This is a genomic window from Pseudomonas sihuiensis (assembly GCF_900106015.1).
GTDB classification, from domain to species: Bacteria; Pseudomonadota; Gammaproteobacteria; order Pseudomonadales; family Pseudomonadaceae; genus Aquipseudomonas; species Aquipseudomonas sihuiensis.
In genome coordinates this window covers 2,724,615-2,743,506 of sequence record NZ_LT629797.1, presented here as the reverse complement: position 1 = coordinate 2,743,506, position 18,892 = coordinate 2,724,615, and the positions used below count along the sequence as shown (strand labels likewise).

10 protein-coding genes and 4 pseudogenes are annotated in these 18,892 nt (G+C 57.2%); 1 reads left to right on the top strand and 13 read right to left on the bottom strand.

Translation table 11 applies throughout. The features are described from left to right. Positions 1 to 103 precede the first annotated feature (103 nt). From BLT86_RS12880 to BLT86_RS25790, 9 genes and pseudogenes are all read right to left on the bottom strand, one after another. Complete coding sequence (locus BLT86_RS12880) at positions 104 to 1,291, bottom strand: 5'-methylthioadenosine/S-adenosylhomocysteine nucleosidase family protein (protein WP_092377191.1); 1,188 nt, start codon at positions 1,289 to 1,291, stop codon at positions 104 to 106. Beyond that, complete coding sequence (locus BLT86_RS12875) at positions 1,288 to 1,758, bottom strand: response regulator (RefSeq protein WP_092377188.1); 471 nt, start codon at positions 1,756 to 1,758, stop codon at positions 1,288 to 1,290. Before BLT86_RS12875 ends, BLT86_RS12880 begins: the two co-directional genes overlap by 4 nt. After that, positions 1,742 to 4,600, bottom strand: a complete 2,859-nt coding sequence (locus BLT86_RS12870; RefSeq protein WP_092377185.1) for a hypothetical protein — start codon at positions 4,598 to 4,600, stop codon at positions 1,742 to 1,744. Before BLT86_RS12870 ends, BLT86_RS12875 begins: the two co-directional genes overlap by 17 nt. 115 nt (positions 4,601 to 4,715) lie before the next feature. After that, a pseudogene (locus BLT86_RS12865) lies at positions 4,716 to 5,516 on the bottom strand (nuclease-related domain-containing protein). Positions 5,517 to 5,679: 163 nt separating this feature from the next. Continuing rightward, positions 5,680 to 6,800, bottom strand: a pseudogene (locus BLT86_RS12860) (Fic family protein). Positions 6,801 to 7,973: 1,173 nt separating this feature from the next. Beyond that, complete coding sequence (locus tag BLT86_RS12850) at positions 7,974 to 8,207, bottom strand: hypothetical protein (protein ID WP_092377182.1); 234 nt, start codon at positions 8,205 to 8,207, stop codon at positions 7,974 to 7,976. After that, a complete protein-coding gene (gene parA, locus BLT86_RS12845; protein WP_092377179.1) occupies positions 8,204 to 8,842 on the bottom strand; it encodes a ParA family partition ATPase in 639 nt (212 codons plus the stop codon). Before parA ends, BLT86_RS12850 begins: the two co-directional genes overlap by 4 nt. Positions 8,843 to 9,835: 993 nt before the next feature. Continuing rightward, positions 9,836 to 10,348 (bottom strand): antirestriction protein ArdA, encoded by a 513-nt coding sequence (locus BLT86_RS12840; RefSeq protein ID WP_092377176.1) that lies wholly within the window; start codon positions 10,346 to 10,348, stop codon positions 9,836 to 9,838. A 691-nt stretch (positions 10,349 to 11,039) separates the two neighbouring features. Beyond that, a pseudogene (locus tag BLT86_RS25790) lies at positions 11,040 to 11,174 on the bottom strand (IS4 family transposase); the annotation flags it as partial. Here BLT86_RS25790 and BLT86_RS25785 point away from each other — a divergent pair. After that, positions 11,147 to 11,350: pseudogene (locus tag BLT86_RS25785) on the top strand (tartrate dehydrogenase); the annotation flags it as partial. The pseudogenes BLT86_RS25790 and BLT86_RS25785 sit on opposite strands and share 28 nt — an antisense overlap. 61 nt (positions 11,351 to 11,411) lie before the next feature. Here BLT86_RS25785 and BLT86_RS12835 read toward each other — a convergent pair. From BLT86_RS12835 to BLT86_RS12820, 4 genes are all read right to left on the bottom strand, one after another. Next, positions 11,412 to 12,626, bottom strand: a complete 1,215-nt coding sequence (locus tag BLT86_RS12835; RefSeq protein WP_092377173.1) for a DUF3422 domain-containing protein — start codon at positions 12,624 to 12,626, stop codon at positions 11,412 to 11,414. A gap of 254 nt (positions 12,627 to 12,880) precedes the next feature. After that, positions 12,881 to 14,266, bottom strand: a complete 1,386-nt coding sequence (hglS, locus tag BLT86_RS12830) for a 2-oxoadipate dioxygenase/decarboxylase HglS (protein WP_092377171.1) — start codon at positions 14,264 to 14,266, stop codon at positions 12,881 to 12,883. Between the two features lie 256 nt (positions 14,267 to 14,522). Then, a complete protein-coding gene (gene ydiJ / locus BLT86_RS12825; protein WP_092377168.1) occupies positions 14,523 to 17,570 on the bottom strand; it encodes a D-2-hydroxyglutarate dehydrogenase YdiJ in 3,048 nt (1,015 codons plus the stop codon). 4 nt (positions 17,571 to 17,574) lie between these two features. After that, positions 17,575 to 18,825, bottom strand: a complete 1,251-nt coding sequence (locus BLT86_RS12820; RefSeq protein ID WP_092377164.1) for a 2-aminoadipate transaminase — start codon at positions 18,823 to 18,825, stop codon at positions 17,575 to 17,577. Positions 18,826 to 18,892 lie beyond the last annotated feature (67 nt).

Below are 18,892 nucleotides of genomic sequence, written 5' to 3'. Positions count from 1 at the left end.
ACATTAAGCGAACCTAGTAGCGGGCACCGCGGCAAAGCCGCTGATGACCGAATCAGAGATTTGACATTCATCTATCCAATAATAAAACTTGATGGATTTGATACTAATCTCCACTCAAGTCGGCAATTCCTGCCTTTATCGTTGCTACGACAAATTTAGCGGACAGCAAACAACCAATCCTATGGAATGAGTCTCCTTTATTTTCATCACCATCATCTACAACAGTCTTAGCAGCAAAAAATGCAGTGCGCTTGCGTGCATGTCTCGCCGCCTCATAAACTGAATAAACTTCCATATCAAAGCCTGCTAACTTCCGCTGCCCGACCGCCAATGTGGCAGTTTTACCTGCCTGAGCAAGAACAGCACTTCCACTACTAGTTGCTGCATCAGTCTTAATGTTGCAATTGATCCGCTCTATACCACTCGGGATCTCAGACTTTGCCGGATCAAGATCTGTCAGCAGCATTTTCTTCACACCGGCATCTGAAGAAACTTCTATTAGCTTGTTATGTACGTCAACGTCTAGTTGTACATCATAGTGTTCAGATTTAAACCCCTTGGCACCCCACTTTCCAGCATCATGCTGGTGGCAAGTCTGGCTCACCAATATATCATACAAACTAGACTCACCTTTAACGCCTCCGCAGATGCCGCTCATGCATATTAGTCGAGGTTCGAATCTATCTAATGCGAACGCAGAGCATACCGCCGCAGACACGAGTCCCATTCGGCTTGCCTTAACGATGACGGCATTGTATTTGTCAATGCTAACTTCGCAACAAACCAATCCTGATAAAGACTTCCACTCTCCCCAGCTATCGACTAAATGCTTGTAGGCATCGGCCTCTTTTTCCAGGGCGCACACAATGACAATGTCGAATTTCTTTGTCGGCTGAGATGCAAGTAATTTAATTCTAAGCGCCTCTTGCCATTCGCCATGATCATTGAATGGAATAACATTTATATCAACCAGATTCAGGTTGTGAACAAAGTCACCATCATTCAGGTTGTGTCGCGTCAAGACAATTGCAGGTGTTTTAAATGACTTGCTCTGATAATCTCGGGTAGTTTCTACTAGTGAGGAGTGATGATCTTCTAACGTATCATCTTTAGAGGAACGCGGCACTATGAGGTCGAGCAGAATTAAGTCAAACTTGATGTTGGCCACTGCTCGAGAGTAGTCAAGCCAGTTTTTTTCTCTTTGAATCAATGCGTCGGGTACTACACTAGTCACGTGATCACTAATCTGTGCGAATTTTCCGTCTTCGTCTTCTAGTATTAAAATTTTCATAGGCTCTCCAAAATCTTATTTAATTCTTTCTTCCATTGGTTGTCGTTCTCTAAATATCGGACGCAACCAGCCATGTCTATTCCGAACTTGTTGAATATTTCTTCTTTTGCAAGTTCGACTGGAATTGGAAGCCCTTCTATTTCGATGTCAGGGTACTGCGTTAAAATAATACAGGGCGTGTTGTTGTCTAGATGCGCCACTTCAAATAACACATCTAGCCCGCCTGACGATAATGGGAATGGAGATCCGGCTCCAGCCTTGGGCTCGTGGCTATGAATAGACATGTCAATAATTGCCAAATCGAACGTTTGCTCTGTAAGTAGCGTAGTGGCAGAGGCAAGGGCCTGGCATTGGAATATATTAATCTTATTTCCAAAAAGATCTGATAGGTGAGAGTGAACTCCCTCCATCTTGAAGGGGTCGTCCTCTACAATTAAGCATTTTATTACTTCAGTGCTCAAGAGCATATACGAGCCTCACTTTAACCTCGTTCCCTATCACTTCATATTGTTCAAGCTTAAAATCTTGTCGGCTGCTTTCTAGAAGTAATAATTTTGATATTCCGCTTTTTTTATCGTATAGATTTGCATCTTGAAAGCTGGCTCTCTTCCTTGCTTCTATGTTGTTGGAGACTTCGATGATGCTGTCTGATGGCTTTATAAAAGAACTCATTTCTACGGTTAAGTATTTAGGTTTTCCAGGTACTATTTCAAATTTTCTTTTTAGGGGGCGGCTACGGTCTGAGTGTCTGGCTGCATTACTTACTACAATAGCAAGGGAGTCATAGATTAAGTGATAAAACCCACCTACTAGATCAATTTCTTCTTTGCTTTCATCGGCAGACTGAGGGTCAAAGTCATGAATTGTATCCTTTACTTCCTCGACTGTTGCAGAAAATAGAAGTGATACTGATGCTGTGGGAGCGATGATGGAAGGTCGCTTGAACCACCCAAACATGGTTGAAAGTTTTCTATCAATTGATAAGCATAAGTCTCGTCGAAAAGTGTCCGCAAGCACAGGGCTGACGTGCGCAGCCGCGGGAACTAACTCTTCGTCTAGGAAAAACTCATTTTTTAGAGGCACTTGCTGCGCTTTAAGGTATCTAACAACAGATACAAGATCTATTTCTGCAAGACGCCAGCAATAGTCTATGATGGTTTGGCAAATGTCCGCTGTTGAAGTCATCTCAGCATAGTTCTTGCTAATATTAGTTACTGCAGCTGCCAATACCTCTTGTTTGCCTGCACCATACACCTCTGGAGTTAAAAGCCCTAACGGCTTCGACCGAGACTGGACATGCAAACGCTCCGAAATTATTTCCTCAACTATTCTATTGTAGTTGTCTTTCCATAAGCTCCATTTCACCATAAATTGGTTGTTGGAGAATAAACTCTTGAATTTCTCTGATTTTTCTAAGGAATTTATTACGCTTGAATACAAGTGGCCGTGAAAGGTCCCATGTCTAATCCTGCGGCCGATGTAGGATGATATCCCGAAAACAGCGTTAGAACAAAAAGCAGAGTAGCTCTGGGTCATGACGAGTGATATTACTGTTTCGTCACAAGTTACTGATTGTCCTTTCTTGTCTGTGCCTGTAGATATTATTGCGTTATTTAATTCGATCATCATTTCGTCTTCGAGCCATGACGAAAAACGCGAAGGATCTACGTAGATCCGATGGTCGTCGATTTCATTTCGGACCCTATTGATTTGATGATCGATTCTCACTGCTCTTGCACGTTGAAGGTAGTGATCATCCTTTGTAAATCTAGCCATCCATTCATGAAGTGATGCACGTATTTCTGGAATATAAGAACGGTGTGGTGCAAGTTTGTTGAGTTTGGCCAGAAAATCCTCTGTAGATATATCATAGATATACTCTGCTACATAAGGGTGGGTAAATTGATATGCCTCTACCAGCTTGACTAAGCATCCTTCATGATACTTAAAGGCGAGATCTTCCAATAGCTTCCTAAGAAGAAAACTATCAAGTTCATTTTTGCTGCGTTTTGCAAGTAGTAAAAGAAGAATGAGCTTGACTAGTTCGTCTTTTGCGAGTTTTGCGGCTGTTCTGACTGCTTTGATAGGTACAGTCCGAGATAAATCTCTAGTTAGTCCCATTAAAGTGAGTAATTCTTCTTTTTGGAAACCGATCTGGCCGCCTGAAGTAGTTAGCCAGTAGTTAAAAATTGCTGACCTTGTAACTGTTCCAGAAGACTCCAGTCTGGCCAGTGTTGAATAATTATGTCGTGTGAATTGTGAGTTACCTATAAGATCCTTAAGAGTAATTCCTCCAACACTAGCTTGTATTGATAGTTCTATTTCCGCAGGTAGTTCACCCACTTCCTCTCTGGATGCATCGTAATAGCTATCAATTAGCATTCTGTATTGTCGTACAGGTTCGTACTCAAGCCATGCACTTGACTGCTTAAAGAATGAATATTCGCCTTCGCTATTGCTAGCGTCATAAGTCAAAACTAGAGGTTCAAATATTTTTTGCTTTCCAAGTCTTCCTGAGATTTCTGAGATGGCAGGATATTCAGATATCAAAAAGAGATGGGAATTATATTTCGCCAGAATAATAGCATCAATTAGTGAGCATTTTATTACTTCTCTAAGAAACTCTTCTAGTTCGCTATGCGATGATGCTAGCGGTTGAACTGTCAGTTTGGACAAGGTGCGAGTGTATCGGTTGACTCCTCCGCGATCGACTATGTTCATAATTGAGCGCTTGATCATCAAGATGCTCTGGTCTTTATCGTAAGAGTGAATTAGTGATGAGACTACTATTCCTTTGATTCCAGCTTGCAGCACCAGGCTTTCAATTCTATTGTCAATGGCATCTTCTTCGAGGTTTTCACGGATTAGAATTATTCGTCGCAAAAGAGCATGGCTCCAACCATCCTCTTTAAGGATCTTGTGAATTACATCTATGCATGAGTTGAATTTCTTAGCTGCGTACAGTGTGTCTAGCTCCTCAAAAGAGGCTGCTAGTCGGTTTAGCTGCGCCGTATGTTTAATGGTGTCGGCGTTAATAGATGAGAGTAACTGCTGAAGAGTCATCTCCCTGTGTTCTTGTAGGGTGTCAGCGAAAGGTGGCTTTTTGGGAAAAGGTTTAGGTATTTTCACTGCCCTAGTCATTGAAGGATTATTTAGAATCACTTCTATGGCATTGACTTGATCTTTCCCTAGTTTGCTACGTAAATCAGCAAGTCGGTTTATGACGTTTTCATCTTTCTCGCTGAGTAATGCTCGTAGCTTGTTTCTTGTTTTTTTGTCTAGCCGCCTCAATGCTTCATGTCTATCCATTATTAATCCTGGTTAAATCTCTGTCTTTTTCTTAAATGTTTTCAGCGAAAGGTCTCTCGCTTTTCTTGCATGGTTCAATGAGGGTAGGGAGAGTTAATTTTGAAACGTAGGCATCTTAATGGGCTGCCAACTCTACCTTTAACAGACTCTGCATCATCCAGCACTTCGGAAACCCTGAGCATCCCAAAACTCTTGCCCCACTTTCGGACCAGTCTTCACCGTGCGGAACAGCCGTGCATTACCGCATTACCGCATTTGGGCATTGCCGCTCCGCCGTCGGGTCGCTACGGCGCTTTAGGTTTTGTACATGATCGCGGTGTGTGGCTAGGGTTGGCGCTTGGCGGCCGGTTTGCAGGGCGTGCAGCATGGTGTCGACTTCAGCCTCGCTGAATACCGGCTGCTGGAATGACTGGATGTAGCGGATAAAGCCACTGCCCTGGGTGACGTTGGCAGGCACTTCTGTTTTGAACGTGCCGCCGCCGACGAAGGTGATGACCGAGTGCAGATGCTCGGGACTGACGCCTAGGGTGGCTTCCAGAGCTTTGAGGTGCTTGTAGTTCTGCCGCAGCGGATTCTGGAGTTTGAAGCTGCGCTTGTAGAGCTTCTGCGTCCACTGCGCCTGCTTCTCGCTGCCGAAGATCCAGCCGCTCATGTTCTTCGTTTCCAGTACGAAGATGCCGTAGGGCGAAAGGAATACGTGGTCGATCTGCGTGGTGCCGTCCGGCGTGTTCAGGGTGACGTTGTGCAGGCGGCGGTAGGTTTGCTTGTCCAATTGCCAATGGGTAAACAGGCGCACCAGCAGTTCGCCGATCTGCCCCTTGGCCCAAGGTGATTTGAGCAGGCCGATCAGCAGGGCTGCCGGGATGAACCAGGTCAGCATGCCCCAGACCTGGGCGACTATCGGGCTGTAATCCATTTTCTTCCTTGAGCAAAGCTGCTTGATGGCTGGGCGGGCAGGCGTGCCGAAATCCAGCTGACTGGCACTGGTCTGGATAATGGCTAATTGCTTTCAATCGCTCAAGGGGATCACGACCATTGTCCTATGGTGCGATGACGCACCAAGCGCTGATGAGCTCAGCTCAGCGTGCTATCTGGTAACGCGTGCTGCGCCCACCACCGGGAAGTCGCTCGATGCAGCCTTTTCCCAGCAGGTCGCTCAGATGACGGGTTGCGGTAGCTTTGGATACCTTGGCCACGGCTTGGTACTGCGCCGCGCTGATACCGTTCTCGAAACCGCGCTCGCCGCCATCGAGCAGGCGGTTAAGCACTTTGATCTGCTCCGCCGATAGCGTTTGGCTGCGGTGTGCCTGCCAGAAGCGCGCCTTGACCTGCATACGGTTGATACGAGCAAGGGCTTGCTCCAGGTTATTAAGCGATGTTCTGAGAAACCACTGCAGCCAGGCGGTGATGTCCAGGGTACCTTTCTGGCTAGCTTCAAGGATGCGGTAATAACCAGCGTGATCATCAAGGATGCTCGCGGACATGGCATAGAAGCGAATAGCCTGCTGCTCGCCCTGAGCCAATGCCTGGTCGGTAATGGCGCGCGTGAGGCGGCAGTTGCCGTCATCGAAGTGGGTAGGGTAACGAACCAGAAATGGGCGATGCCGGCGCGCAGAAAGGGATCAAGGCTGGCATCGCTGCGGCTGCTCTCGAACCAGGCGAGAAAGTCCGCCAATTGCGATACCAGCCATGCGCGGGGGGGGGCTTCGAAATGTACCGTAGGGCGGTCTATGCGACCGGAAACCACCTGCATCGGCTCTTCGCCGCGCAGTGTGCCGATGTGCAGAGGTCTAGCCAGAAGTTGGTCATCGCTGGGGAATAGCCAACGGTGCCAGGTAAAGAGTCGCTGTTCGTCTAGCGGTTGTTGATGCGCATGGGTGGCATCGAGCAGCAGTTCCGCCAGGCCTTCGGAGCGCGAGGTGGTACGGCCTTCTTCGTTCAACCCCAAGCGCCGCGCAAGTGATGAACGCACCGAACCGACATTCAACTGCTCACCCTCTATGGCAGAAGAGGTGACGATGTTCTGCAGCATGGCATCCAGGCTGCTATGCACTTCGGTGTCACTGCCCACCGCACCGAGCATTCCCAACAAACGACCCTGAGCCTGGCTGCATACTCGCAACAGCGGGGCGAGCGCTTCGGCTTGCCAACTGAAGTGCGGCCAGTTGGGCTGCTGCCAGATCCAGAGCGAGTCATTCATAGGGGGGGCATCTGTGAGCCGATTAGTGAGCCTATTCGGCTCATCCATTGAGCCGATATTGCCTTCTATTCGGCTCACTGTCTAATTCTCAAGCCGGGCTTGCTAGGTTGATGAGCGCGTCTAATCAGGGTTGTTGCTCGCACGCTTTTTTCAGCGTTTCAGAAGCATCGTTGAAGGAGGTCATTTGTAGCCCCTGGGATACAAAATGGCGCAGCCCGAGCTGTCTTGTAGCTCAAGGGCTACAAGCTTCCAGGCATGACTCTGTATCTGCACCGGTTTTCGGCTGTAGGTTCGGTTACCGATGTCTGTTCCAAGCTGATCGCAATGAGGAGTGCTAGGCACGCGCCAAAGCCAGAACTGGCGGGCGTTTGCGCTGTGCACGGCACGCCTATGCATGCATTGAGTGCCGTCTCCAGCCCCCGTGCAGACTGCTTTTCAGGTCAACGAAGTGCCGCCACCTTTTATCTTGCCCTCCGCTTTTCCCGTGCCTTTGTGCGCCTGAGCAGGGTAATCAGGTTGGGAGATACTAAGGATCTCGCAGTCGCTGGGTGGTAGCCGAGGGCAGAGGTATCCGCGGGGCCCCGGTGCTTGAATGCGCAGGCTGAGCACACGCTATCGACATCCAGATCGACGCCACAATCGACAGCTCATCAGACATGAGTCTGACCTCAAGAGCTGCGCCCGAACGATCACCGCGCCGACAGACAACGGACCTAAGTAACGACTGTGGAATGACTTCGGGTTGGTGCTGCTGAGCCGGAGCATTCATCACCAACCAAGCGCCGACAGGCCTGCCAGACTAGCAGCGCGCGACTCTGTCGATCCCTGCGCAAGAGCCAGGCAATAAGGACGCCATTGATGTGCACAGCACCTGACTCTCTTGCATGCACATGTGCTGCGGCACCATCGCCGCCACGGTCTTCAATGGCGGTGCATTCGCCGGCAGGTAGCCGTGCTGCGCAGCCATTGCATTCCTCCAGTAGTAGGTGAACCAGCATCATATCGCCAGGCGCCAGTGAATTGGCCGGCGAAGTGCGATACCTGCCGTCAGGGACGCTGTCGGACCTTTTGTGGATCAGCCGTGGTGGCGACGTTGCGAGCGCTGTCGAACCTGGGGCGAACATGCGCCTGTGAGCAGTGTCAGCGGTCGCCATGCCCGGTGAGTTCCCGACGTCATGACGTTGCCCGCTGCTCCAGCACCTCGCGCAGCATCTTTGCCATGGTCACGCCGCGGTCGAAGGCCGCCAGCTTGATGCGCGTGCGCAGTGCTGGCGTCACGTCCAGCGTCAGCCGAGCGCTGTAGCGCTCGGCCTTGCCGTGGTCGACGACGGCGCCCTGGCGTATCCAGGCTTCGGCCTGCGGATCGGTCAGCGGGTGTGCACCGATATTGATGCGCTTGCCGCTCATGGCGACCACCTCAGCAGCTCGTCGACCAGGCGGCTGACCTCGCGCGAGGCGGCGCTGTCCGGCGCCAGTTCACGCGCCAGGCGACCGGCCGCCACGCTCTCGGCAAAGACGATGCGCTGGCGTACTTCCGCCTGCAGCGGCGGCAGCGGTTGGTCGGCCAAGGCGCCGCGCGCTTCACAGCCGATCACCGTGGTTCTGACACGGCGGTTGATGGCAAACGCCGCGCGCAGCAAGGGCCTGAACATCTGCGCTTCACGGATCAGGTTGACCATCTCCGCGCTGGCCCACAGGTCGTAGGGGCTGGGCTGCACCGGGATCAACACCCAATCCGCCGCCAGCAACGCCGAGCGGGCGAGGGTGGCGATGCGCGGTGGTCCGTCGATGATCACGTGATCGGCAAGTCGAGCCAGCTCCGGGGCTTCCTGGTGCAGCGTCTCGCGCGCCAGGCCGACGGCGCTGAACAGCCTGGGCAAGCCCTGCTGGCTGCGCCGCTGCGTCCAATCCAGCGCCGAGCCCTGTGGGGCGGCATCGAGCAGGATGACGTTCTGCCCGCGCAGGGCCAGTTCGCCGGCGATATGGGTGGCGAGGGTGGTCTTGCCCACCCCGCCTTTCTGGTTGAGCAGAGCGACGATCATGGCCGGATCTCCCCGACCAAACTGCCCTGTTCAGCTCCTGTCCACACAGCGGCGCTGCCCCAATAACAAGTTAGAGCTTTTAAGTTAGTTAAGTTAAGGGGAGCTGAAAGGCCCGCCAGTCGTAGCCTGCAGCGGAGTTCGTGCGCCTGATAGCACGAGAGTGATGCGCCTGATAGCACGTGCCGGCGTGCGCCTGATAGCACGACTGCATTCACAGCTTTTCCCGAAGTTATCCCCGTGCCGTTGACGGCACGCGCCGGAGATCCGCTCGCCTGGGGGGCAAGCGCTGCGATGTTTCATCGGTTTCCTAGGCTGGGGTTGGCGCCGATCCCGGATCTGGGTGCGGGCAGGCTCGAGATAACTGCGCTCAGGAGAGGCGTCACGATCTGCCGCGCATCGTCCTCGTGCTGGAGTTAGCGCCGATGGTCGCCCTCCGGGCCTGTGCGCATTTGCCGGAAACGGTCCAGGAGCGCGTTGAGGCGCTTCAGGTGACTTGGGAAAGGGCACAGGTGGGGTAAAGCTGCTGGGGCGTTCTAAGGGGCTCTGGAGGCGTTTCTGGCCGCTGTCGTTGAGCGTGGCTCAAGGATGAACAGGTGGGCCTCACTGGTAGATCCTGGCTTGTTCGTGCGCGAGCTCGCGTCTCGCAGTCTCGCCCAACGGGCGGCATGTGGCGTGTGTGGCTGCAATCTCCGAAGGTGCGGTTCTACGGCTTTCTGCAAAACCGGAAAACCGCATCGGCGGATGTCCGTTAATCCGTAAAGGCGCAGATCCGCTTCCCCACAAATCCGTAAATCCGTGGATACGGATCGACGGATTTGGGCAAAAACCTAAAACCGTAACGGTCTCAATCAGCCGGCGGCACAACGCGGTTGCTACAGGCTGATCGCCGGGTGCGCGCACCCGTGCATCAGCCCTCCGGGTGGGGCGCGCGGGTGGCCGGCAGGACAGGGGCGCAAAAAACAAGGCACCGGGTCGCCCCGGTGCCTTCCGTTGTTAGCGATTCCAGAACACGTGCACCTGCTCGAAGCCGGTCTCCAGCGCGAACACGTCGCCGCCGTACTCCATGTCGCGGGCCATGGCGCGGTAGTCGATGTACATGGCCAGGTGCGGTGGAATGCTGGTGGTTTCCTCGGTCAGCTCCTGAGCGTAGTCGGCCAGCGAGGCATGGCAGCCACAGTAATCTTCCTCGGCCGCCTTGCGCGCGTGCTCCAGGTCATTGAAGTGAGCGAGCAGGGCGCCGCCGAACTCGGGGTACTCCTCGATGAAACACGCAATCTCATGGGCGCTTTCGAGGCCCTCGTACTCGCCGAGGCGGTAACCGTCGAAGCCCTCGAAGTCGTGGATGGCGTATTCCTCCGCCCCCTCGACCGGGGAGACCGCCAGAATGGCGTCGACCTGCGCCTGGATGTCGTCCAGCTCCAGGGAGGCGTCGATCCAGACGCCATGCAGGTGACCGGCGTTGTAGGCGGCCAGGTCGGCAACGTAGATCCTGATGTGTTCGCTCATGGCTTTCGCTCCTTCGTCTTCAGGGTTCTGCGCTTGCGCTGCGCATGAACCCCTGCCGACTAGGGCGACTAAGGCGGTCGTGAAAAAATCAGGAAAAATCGCGGAGGCTCCACCCAGCGCAGCGGCCGGGTGGAAGCCGTCTATTTTTCTTGATTTTGAGGGGGGCAAGAACCCCTGCCTTGGAAAGGGAGAACGTCACCACGGGTGGTGATAGCAACGTGTTTCGTCAGTTGGCAGTTGGCACTTGGCCGGAGCCGGCCAGAAGCAGCCGTCTGATGAAGATAGATTTCCACCTCAAGCGGAATATTACTTGGGGAAACTCTGAATAAGACTTCCCGAATCTGGTGAAATACGCCGATTGCTTGTCGAGTTTATGTGGCCGGCCTCTCGGGCTGCCAAGGATTGCAGCGAAGTTATTCAGGCCGTCGCCGTAGGGACTATGCCGCCCCCAATGTCATCAACCTAAGCTGCAGCCCTGCCCAAGGCAAGCCCCCCGAAGCAGCCAGCCGCCATGGCCGTCGGGCGATGACCAGGCCTCTGCCGCTCAATCAGGCGGTCTAACTGGGCTGGCGGTGATGTGATCATCGTCTGTTCCGGCTGTCTAGGCGAGATTTCTCGTTCTCCGGACGAGCCTATGCCGACCGCTTGTGGCCAGCTTTTTTTTGCACGGAGGTTGGGCGGTGGTGTTTCTTCAGCGCGTCGGTTTGTAGCCCTCACAACCTCGGCTGGCTGCGCGTTTGCGTTGGCGCGCAAAGCTACGGCCTGAGCGTACGGCACTGAGGCTTTTAGCCATCAAGGCCAGCACATTGCTCAGCCCCTGAGCACAGGTCCGGAGCACTGATGCTCGATTTCCTTGGTAACGGCGACGAGCGCTATCGTGCAGCTCACGACGGGATTCTTGCAGCTATCGAGAAGGTCATCCACAGTGGACCCAAGACCCGTGACTTAGGGGGTAGCGCTTCGACGCAGGAAGTTGTCCAAGCCATCGCTGCAGCTCTCTAGAAAAGGTGTTCACCCGAGCCAGTCACAGTTATAGGGGCGTGGGGTAGGAGGTTGACCTTGGCTACTCGCGCTGAGCCTTCCTGATGCGACGGATGATGGTGCCTAGCACCAGCACCACTACAGGTGCGGCGTAGAGACTGGCGTCACGCGGCGATAGGTCTAGGCCGAGGCTGCGCGCGCCTTCATAGAGCAGCTTGAGCAGGCTCAGCAGGTAGTAGCTGATGGCGATGATCGATAGCCCCTCGACTGCTTTCTGGATCTTGATCTGGGTGGTGGCGCGTTCGTTGAGGCTGTGCAGGATGGCGCCGTTCTGTTCCTCGACCTCGACCTGTACGCGGGTCTGCAGCAGTTCGCCGAGATTGGCCACGCTCTCTTTGACCCGTTCCATACGCTGATGTGTGGCCGAGCAGTAGCGTACGGTCGGGCGGAAGCGCCGTTCGATAAACACGCCTAGACGCTGGCGGCCCAGCACGTGGCTCTCGCGCAGCTCGGCGATGCGCTCGAAGACGATCTGCGCATAGGCCTCGGTGGCGCTAAAGCGCTGGCGGGTCCTGGCGGTCAGACGAACGATGCGCGAAGAAAGGTCAGAGATGCTCTTTAGGATCTGCCGGGCGTCGCTGCTGGAATGAGCGTTCTGGTCGGACAGTTCGGTGAGCTTGCGCTCGTAATTCCGCAGTTCCCTCGCGACATCCTTGGCCACCGGCAGGGTGAGCGAGGCCATCATACGGTAGGTCTCGATCTCCAGCAGGCGGCGTACCATGCGCCCCAGGCGGTAGGCATTGAGGTTATGGTTGACCAGGAGGATGCGATTGACTCCATCCGGTGTCAGGCGGAAATCGCTCCAGATCACAGCGTCGCCGGCGCCGACCTGCGAGCCGCAGGGATCCCTGAACCCATAGCGCCCGGTGCTGCCTCCCCATTCCTCGGCGGACTCCACCAGCACCTGCGAGCATTCGATCAGCAGCTCCTCGTGCCCTCGGATCAGGGCGGCGAGGCTCTCCGGCAGCGGCGGCCAGAACTCCGCGTGAGCCTGCTTGGGTACGACCATGGTGAGGGAGAGGAACTCGGTGTGCCGCTCCCACTTGGTCGCGTATCCATCCAGGCTGACCAGTCCTTGCAGGGCATCCGCAGCCAGGTCGTCAAGGGTTTCGACGATGCTATCCAGCGCATCGCTGCATTCGAGCAGGGTCAGGTGATAGATATGTGCCGGCTCGTTGAAATAGATTGAGGGGCGCGCGTGCAGCTCGTCGTGCAGTGCGGTGCGAAAGGGATGCATCGTTTGGTGGGTGTTCACTGAACTTGGAGCCGGGCAGGTTATCGAAATCGACGCCGGCCACCCCCGCGGGCGCTGGCACCGTTTATGGGCATCCGCTGCCATCTGGACAGATGCTGGATCGCCGCGTGGCGGCTTAGAGTTGTGGTTGCTCCCAACAACTGACGCGTTGGGTGGATGACACCTCTTTCATCCACCTTTACAGAACCACTGCGGATGTAGAAGGTGACATACACCCTACGCTCGTACTACGCCGTTCAGAGTATCGCTAGGCCAAGGATGGCACGACACTCATCGAGCGAGCGATGCTCGGTGGCGGCATAGAGCTGCAACTCGTCGAGTACCTCTGCGCCGAGGGCGAGATGGAAGTCCGCCTGGTTGGAGCTGATCGCGTAGCTAGCCTGGGCGTTGTCGCCGAGGTTGGACTGGAAGATCCCCGCCGCGCTGACCGGCAGGAAGTCTTCATATACCAGCGGATCGAAGCGGATATGGCCGGCGGCTATCAGTGCCTCCAGGGTCTGCGGACGCTCGCTAGCGGCGCGGCCCTGTTCGGTAACGCTGTAGCGGAAATACGCCAGGCCTTCGGTGCGCATCTGCGCGTAGCTGTCGGGGAAGGCGCGGAAGTGCTTTGCCAGCAGCTCACCATACAGCGCTGCGTTGTGCTCGTTGGGGGCTTCCTTGAGCTCGGCGCGGGCGGCATTGAGCAATTGGTCGTAAAGGGCGCGGCCTTTAGGGGTCAGAGCCGCGCCGCGCTGTTCGATCTCGCCGAAGCGGGCGGTGTGGCTGCCGTCGGCGCCCTGCTGGTCGGTGAAGGCGACCTTCTCCTGCAGCGCCTTGAAGCTGGTCTGGCGCAGCAGGATCGGGCAACGGCGACGGGGCGGACCTTCGATCACGGCCTTCGGCGTGATGCCGCGGGTGGGCATGCCGGCCTGGATCTCGTCGATGTCCAGGGTGCGCGGGGTCAGGTGATTGATGTGTGGCCCCTTGAATGCCACCACGTCGGCGATCAAGCGGTGCTGGGCGTGCAGTTGGTCGTACTCGGCGGCACTGACGGTGGCCTGGGTGTGCCAGCGGAAGGTCTCCAGGGCCTGGGTCACGAACTCCCTGGCGTCCGCCTCATTCAGACCACCATCGGCCTCACACTGCTCGATCAGTTGCAGCGCTCGCGGCGTGAAGATATTGCGCTTGGCCAGCAGGCGCGCGGCCAGGTCACGCAGCTCGGGGTTGTCGATCAGCTCCAGGCGCAGCAGTGAGGTGAACACGCGGAACGGGCTGTGCTGCAGGGCGGCCTCATGCACCGCGCGGAAGGCCGTGGAGTGGACCGGTACGCCAGCCGGGCTGAGGTCGTAGTAACCCACGGGCTGCATGCCCATCACTGCGAACAGGCGACTTATGGTGGCCAGCTCACTGGCGGTGCCGACACGGATGGCGCCGTGACGTTCCATGGCCAGGCGCTCCAGTTCGCCGCTGTGTTGCAACTGTTCGGCGATTTCGGGGCTGTCTTGCAGCACCTGCTGGTTGACTTGTTCGACCAACTGCAGGAGATCTCCATAGAGTGGGACTTCCGCTTTGTACATATCGGACATGGCGCGAGAGAACTGCGCGCGAATCTCGGATGGATCGATGAACGCCGGTTTGCTCATGATCAAGCAATCTCCTGGAGGGCATGGGTGGGTTGAAGCCTGGGCATGGATTGGATTCTGGGCACCGGCGTGGTTCGGCACAAACGACATCTTCTCAGTACTTCATTCGCTGGGGGAATGAATCGCTTGCGTCGTAGGAGCGGCTTTAGCCGCGAAACTCGCGGATAAATCCGCTCCGGGGCGCATAACAACCAACGTGGACATGGCCATAAAAACAACCCCCGGCAAGCTGGGCCGGGGGCTTAGAGCAAAGGGATCAGGGCCGGCACAAGTGCCGTTTAAGCGCCTGTATAGGGTGGGGCAGGGACTGCGAGCTGAGGCGCTCGGCCTGGCTGCGGCAGGAATAGCCGTTGGCCAGCAGGCGTGCGGGGTCGATGTCGCCTTCGACCCGCTCGCGCCAGGACAGGTCGTAGATCCGCTCGGACGTCTGCCTGTTCGCCGCCTCGTGCCCATAGGTGCCGGACATGCCGCAGCAGCCCAGCGGCAGGCTTTTGAGGTTCAGCCCTAGGTGCTGGAACACCTGAACCCACAGTGCCGTCGCTGCCGGAGCGTTGGTCTTCTCTGTGCAGTGGCCCAGCAGGTAGTAGTCTTCTCCAGGGTTGACCACGTCGGCGGGCAGCTTGTCCAACTGCTGCGCCAGCCATTCCTGCGGCAGCAGCACTTTGGGCGCCGCATCGCCCAGGAGCTTGTGGTACTCCTGGCGGTAGACCAGTGTCATGGCTGGGTCCAGGCCCACCAGTTGCACGCCATGGCCACTCAACGCGTTGAGCATTGCTGCATTCCGACGCGCGGCCTTCTCGAAGGCCCCAAGGAAACCCAGTACCTGCAGCGGCTTGCCGTTGGGCAGAAAGGGCGCGAGCAGTACCTGCACGCCCAGGCGTGAGAGCACCTCGATCAGATCCGCCAGCACCTCGGTGTCGAAGTAGCGGGTGAAGGCATCCTGTACCAGGATCACGCTACGTTCGCGTTGCGCCGCAGGCAGCCGGCGCAGGTTTTCCGGCGTGGCCTCAAGTACGTCCCAGCGTTCTAGCGTCGCCTTCATGTCGAATCGGCTGAGCAGCGGGCTGTCGATCATGCCGGCGTAGCGGCGCAGCATTGCTTGGCTAATATTCAGCTGCATCAGGCCGTTGTAGAGCCATGGCAGTTTGGCGAAATAGGGGATGCTGAACTCCAGCGAGCCGATCAGATAGTCCTTCAACGGGCGCAGGTAGCGGCTGTGGTACAGCTCTAGGAAGCGCGAGCGGAACTCCGGCACGTTGACCTTGACCGGGCATTGCCCTGCACAGGATTTGCACGCCAGGCAGCCCGACATGGCCTCGAACACTTCGTGGGAGAAGTCCTCATCGCCGCGGCGTTTGCTCAGGGTGTTGCGTACGCGGCCGGTGAGGCCGCGTAGCGGCGATGTATTGCGCAGCTGTTGGCTGGCGTCGAGTACATCGACACCGGCCTGCTCCTGCAGGCGCAGCCATTCACGCAGCAGCGAGGCGCGCCCTTTGGGCGACTGGGTGCGCTCGCGGGTGGCCTTCCACGACGGGCACATGGCGTCGTTGGGATCATAGTTGTAGCAGGCGCCGTTGCCGTTGCAGTGCATTGCCGCGCCGTAGCTGCTCCACACGCGCTCGTCGATCTGCCGGTCGAGGTCGCCGCGCAGCGGCACTTCGTCGACCTTGGTCAGCTCGCTGCCAGCCGCCAGCGGCGTGGCGATCTTGCCGGGGTTGAGCTGGTTGTCCGGGTCGAAGGCGCTCTTGATCGCCTGCAGTGCCGGGTACAGATCGCCGAAGAAGCGCGGCGCGTATTCCGAACGCAGGCCCTTGCCGTGTTCGCCCCAGAGCAGGCCGCCGTATTTGTGGGTGAGGGCGGCCACGCCATCGCTGATTGGGCGGATCAGCGCCACCTGGGCAGGGTCTTTCATGTCCAGCATCGGGCGCACGTGCAGCACGCCGGCATCGACGTGACCAAACATGCCGTACTGCAGCTGATAGCCGTCGAGCAGGGCGCGGAACTCGGCGATGTAGTCGGCCAGTGCCTCGGGTGGCACAGCCGTGTCCTCGACAAAGGGTTGCGGGCGCGCTTCGCCGTCCACGTTGCCGAGCAGGCCCACCGAGCGTTTGCGCATGTTGTATACGCTGGCCACGGCGGCTGAACCTCGGGCAATGGTGTGGCCGAGGCGCTGCACGCTGGCATCGCTGGCCAGGTGTGCGGTGAAGCGCTCGACCTGCTCATCCAGCAACGCGGCGTCTTCACTGCTGAACTCCACCAGGTTAATGCCTTGTGTCGGGATGGCCGGATTGGCCGGGAAGTACTCGGCCACGTCATGCCAGACGATGTCTTTCATCGCCAGATTGAGCACCCGCGAATCCACCGTTTCGATGGACAGCGGTGCCATGGCCATCAGTGCCTGGGCATCTCTGAGCGCGTCCATAAAGCTGGCGTAGGACACATTCACCAGCACCGAGTGCTTCGGGATCGGCAGTACGTTGAGGGTCGCCTCGACGATAAAGCCGAGCGATCCTTCTGAGCCACAGAGAATATTGTTGAGGTTGAAGCGGCCATCGGCGTCGCGGATATGCGCCAGGTCGTAGCCGGTCAGGCAGCGGTTGAGCTTGGGAAAACGTTGTTCAATCAGCCCGGCGTGTTGCTCGTGTACATGGAGCACGGCGCGGTATACCTCGCCACAGCGGCTGTCGTCCTGCAGAACCTTTTGCAGCTCGTCCTCGCTGACCGGGGCACTGTACAGGCGCTCGCCGCCGAGCAGGATGGTCTGCAGTTGCAGCACATGATCACGTGTCTTGCCATAGGTGCAACTGCCCTGGCCGCTGGCGTCGGTGTTGATCATGCCGCCGATGGTGGCGCGGTTAGAGGTCGACAGCTCCGGGGCGAAGAACAGCCCGTGCGGCTTGAGCGCGGCGTTGAGCTGATCTTTGACCACACCGGCCTGCACCCGCACGCGGCGGTTGTCGGCGTCGATCTCGAGGATGCGATTCATATGTCGTGACAGGTCCACCACTACGCCACTTGTCAGCGACTGGCCGTTGGTACCAGTACCGCCACCGCGCGGGGTTAGGACGATGTCGCGGTACTGCGGCTGCGCGGCCAGACTGGCCAGCAGGCGCACGTCTTCGTCGTGTAAGGGGAAAAGCGCCGCTTGTGGCAGGCGCTGGTAGATCGAGTTGTCGGTCGCCAGTACGGTGCGGCTGCCATGATCGGAGGCTATTTCCCCCTGGAAGCCAGCCTGCATGAGCGAGTCGAGAAAGGCGCGGTAGTGCCTCGTGAGCGCTGCCGGTGGAGCTACTTTGGCAATCATGGGGTTAACGGATTCCTGCCAGGCAGTCTTCGATAATGTCCAGTCCCTGCTCGAATAGCGCCGGCTCGATGGTCAGCGGCGCCAGCAGGCGCACGATGTGCCGGCTCTTGCCACTGGGCATTAGCAGCAGGCCCTTGGCACGCGCAGCCTCCAGCAGGGCAGCGAGTTGCGTGGTGCCGGCCTTGCCCTCTGCCGTAAGCAATTCGATGCCGCGCATGGCCCCGGTGCCGGTCAGCCGGCCCAAGCAGGGCGAGATCGCCCGTTCGCGCCAGCTGTTGTAGCGGCGCACGATGGCCTGCTCCTGCGCCTCGCCCCAGGTCGCCAGGTTGGCGTCGCTCATCGCCTCCAGGCTGGCCAGCGCGGCTGCGCAGGCTAATGGGTTGCCCGAGTAGGTGCCGCCGAGACCGCCCTTGGGCAGGATATCGAGCAAGTCCTTGCGGCCGACCACCGCACCCAGCGGCAGGCCGCCAGCGATGCTCTTGCCGAGCAGCAGCAGGTCCGGTTCTATGCCCAGACGACTGAAGGCGAAGCGCTGGCCGGTGCGACCGAAGCCGGACTGGATCTCGTCGGCGATCAGAAGGATGCCGTTGGCATCGCACAGCGCACGCAGGCGCCGTGCGAACTCGGCGTCCATGGCTAGGAAACCGCCTTCGCCCTGTACCGGCTCGAAGATGATGCAGGCGACTTCGTTGATATCGACCTCGACGCTGAAAAGCCGCTCCAGTGCCTGCAGGCCCTGTTCGGTGCTGACGCCGGTATCCGCGCTGGGGTAGGGCACGTGGTAGACCGGGCCGGGCAGCACACCAACACGCTGCTTGTACGGGGCGACCTTGCCGTTAAGGTTGAGCGTGGCCAAGGTACGACCATGAAAGCCGCCGTCGAAGGCGATCACCACACTGCGTCCGGTGGCGGCGCGAACGATTTTCAGTGCATTTTCCGCCGCTTCCGCGCCACTGTTGGTGAGCATGCCAGCCAGTGGGTAGCTGAGCGGGATGAATGCGGCGAGAGCGTCCATAAGTTGGTGGTAGCCGCTGTGCGGAACTGCGTTGAAGGCCGAGTGGGTCAAGCGCTGGGCCTGCGCGCCAATGGCGGCGACCACACCTGGATGGCAGTGACCGAGGTTGAGTACGCCGATGCCGCCGACGAAATCGATGTAGCGCTTGCCCTCGGTATCCCAAACCTCGGCGTTGCGGCCGTGACTGAGAGTTATAGGGTGCACGATGGACAGCGAGGCACTGATGGGCGACGTGCTCATGCGCGGCCCTCGGGCAGCGCGGAGGCATGAAATGACATTGCGGCGTTCCTCGTCGAAGGGGGGATTC

Bases quoted from the DNA above. Each gene is read 5' to 3' on its own strand.
- BLT86_RS12850 (WP_092377182.1), bottom strand. From the start codon at position 8,207: ATGAGCGGCAAGCGCATCAATATCGGTGCACACCCGCTGACCGATCCG.
- ydiJ (WP_092377168.1), bottom strand. From the start codon at position 17,570: ATGATTGCCAAAGTAGCTCCACCGGCAGCGCTCACGAGGCACTACCGC.
- parA (WP_092377179.1), bottom strand. From the start codon at position 8,842: ATGATCGTCGCTCTGCTCAACCAGAAAGGCGGGGTGGGCAAGACCACC.
- BLT86_RS12820 (WP_092377164.1), bottom strand. From the start codon at position 18,825: ATGAGCACGTCGCCCATCAGTGCCTCGCTGTCCATCGTGCACCCTATA.
- BLT86_RS12875 (WP_092377188.1), bottom strand. From the start codon at position 1,758: ATGCTCTTGAGCACTGAAGTAATAAAATGCTTAATTGTAGAGGACGAC.
- BLT86_RS12840 (WP_092377176.1), bottom strand. From the start codon at position 10,348: ATGAGCGAACACATCAGGATCTACGTTGCCGACCTGGCCGCCTACAAC.
- hglS (WP_092377171.1), bottom strand. From the start codon at position 14,266: ATGAGCAAACCGGCGTTCATCGATCCATCCGAGATTCGCGCGCAGTTC.
- BLT86_RS12870 (WP_092377185.1), bottom strand. From the start codon at position 4,600: ATGGATAGACATGAAGCATTGAGGCGGCTAGACAAAAAAACAAGAAAC.
- BLT86_RS12880 (WP_092377191.1), bottom strand. From the start codon at position 1,291: ATGAAAATTTTAATACTAGAAGACGAAGACGGAAAATTCGCACAGATT.
- BLT86_RS12835 (WP_092377173.1), bottom strand. From the start codon at position 12,626: ATGCATCCCTTTCGCACCGCACTGCACGACGAGCTGCACGCGCGCCCC.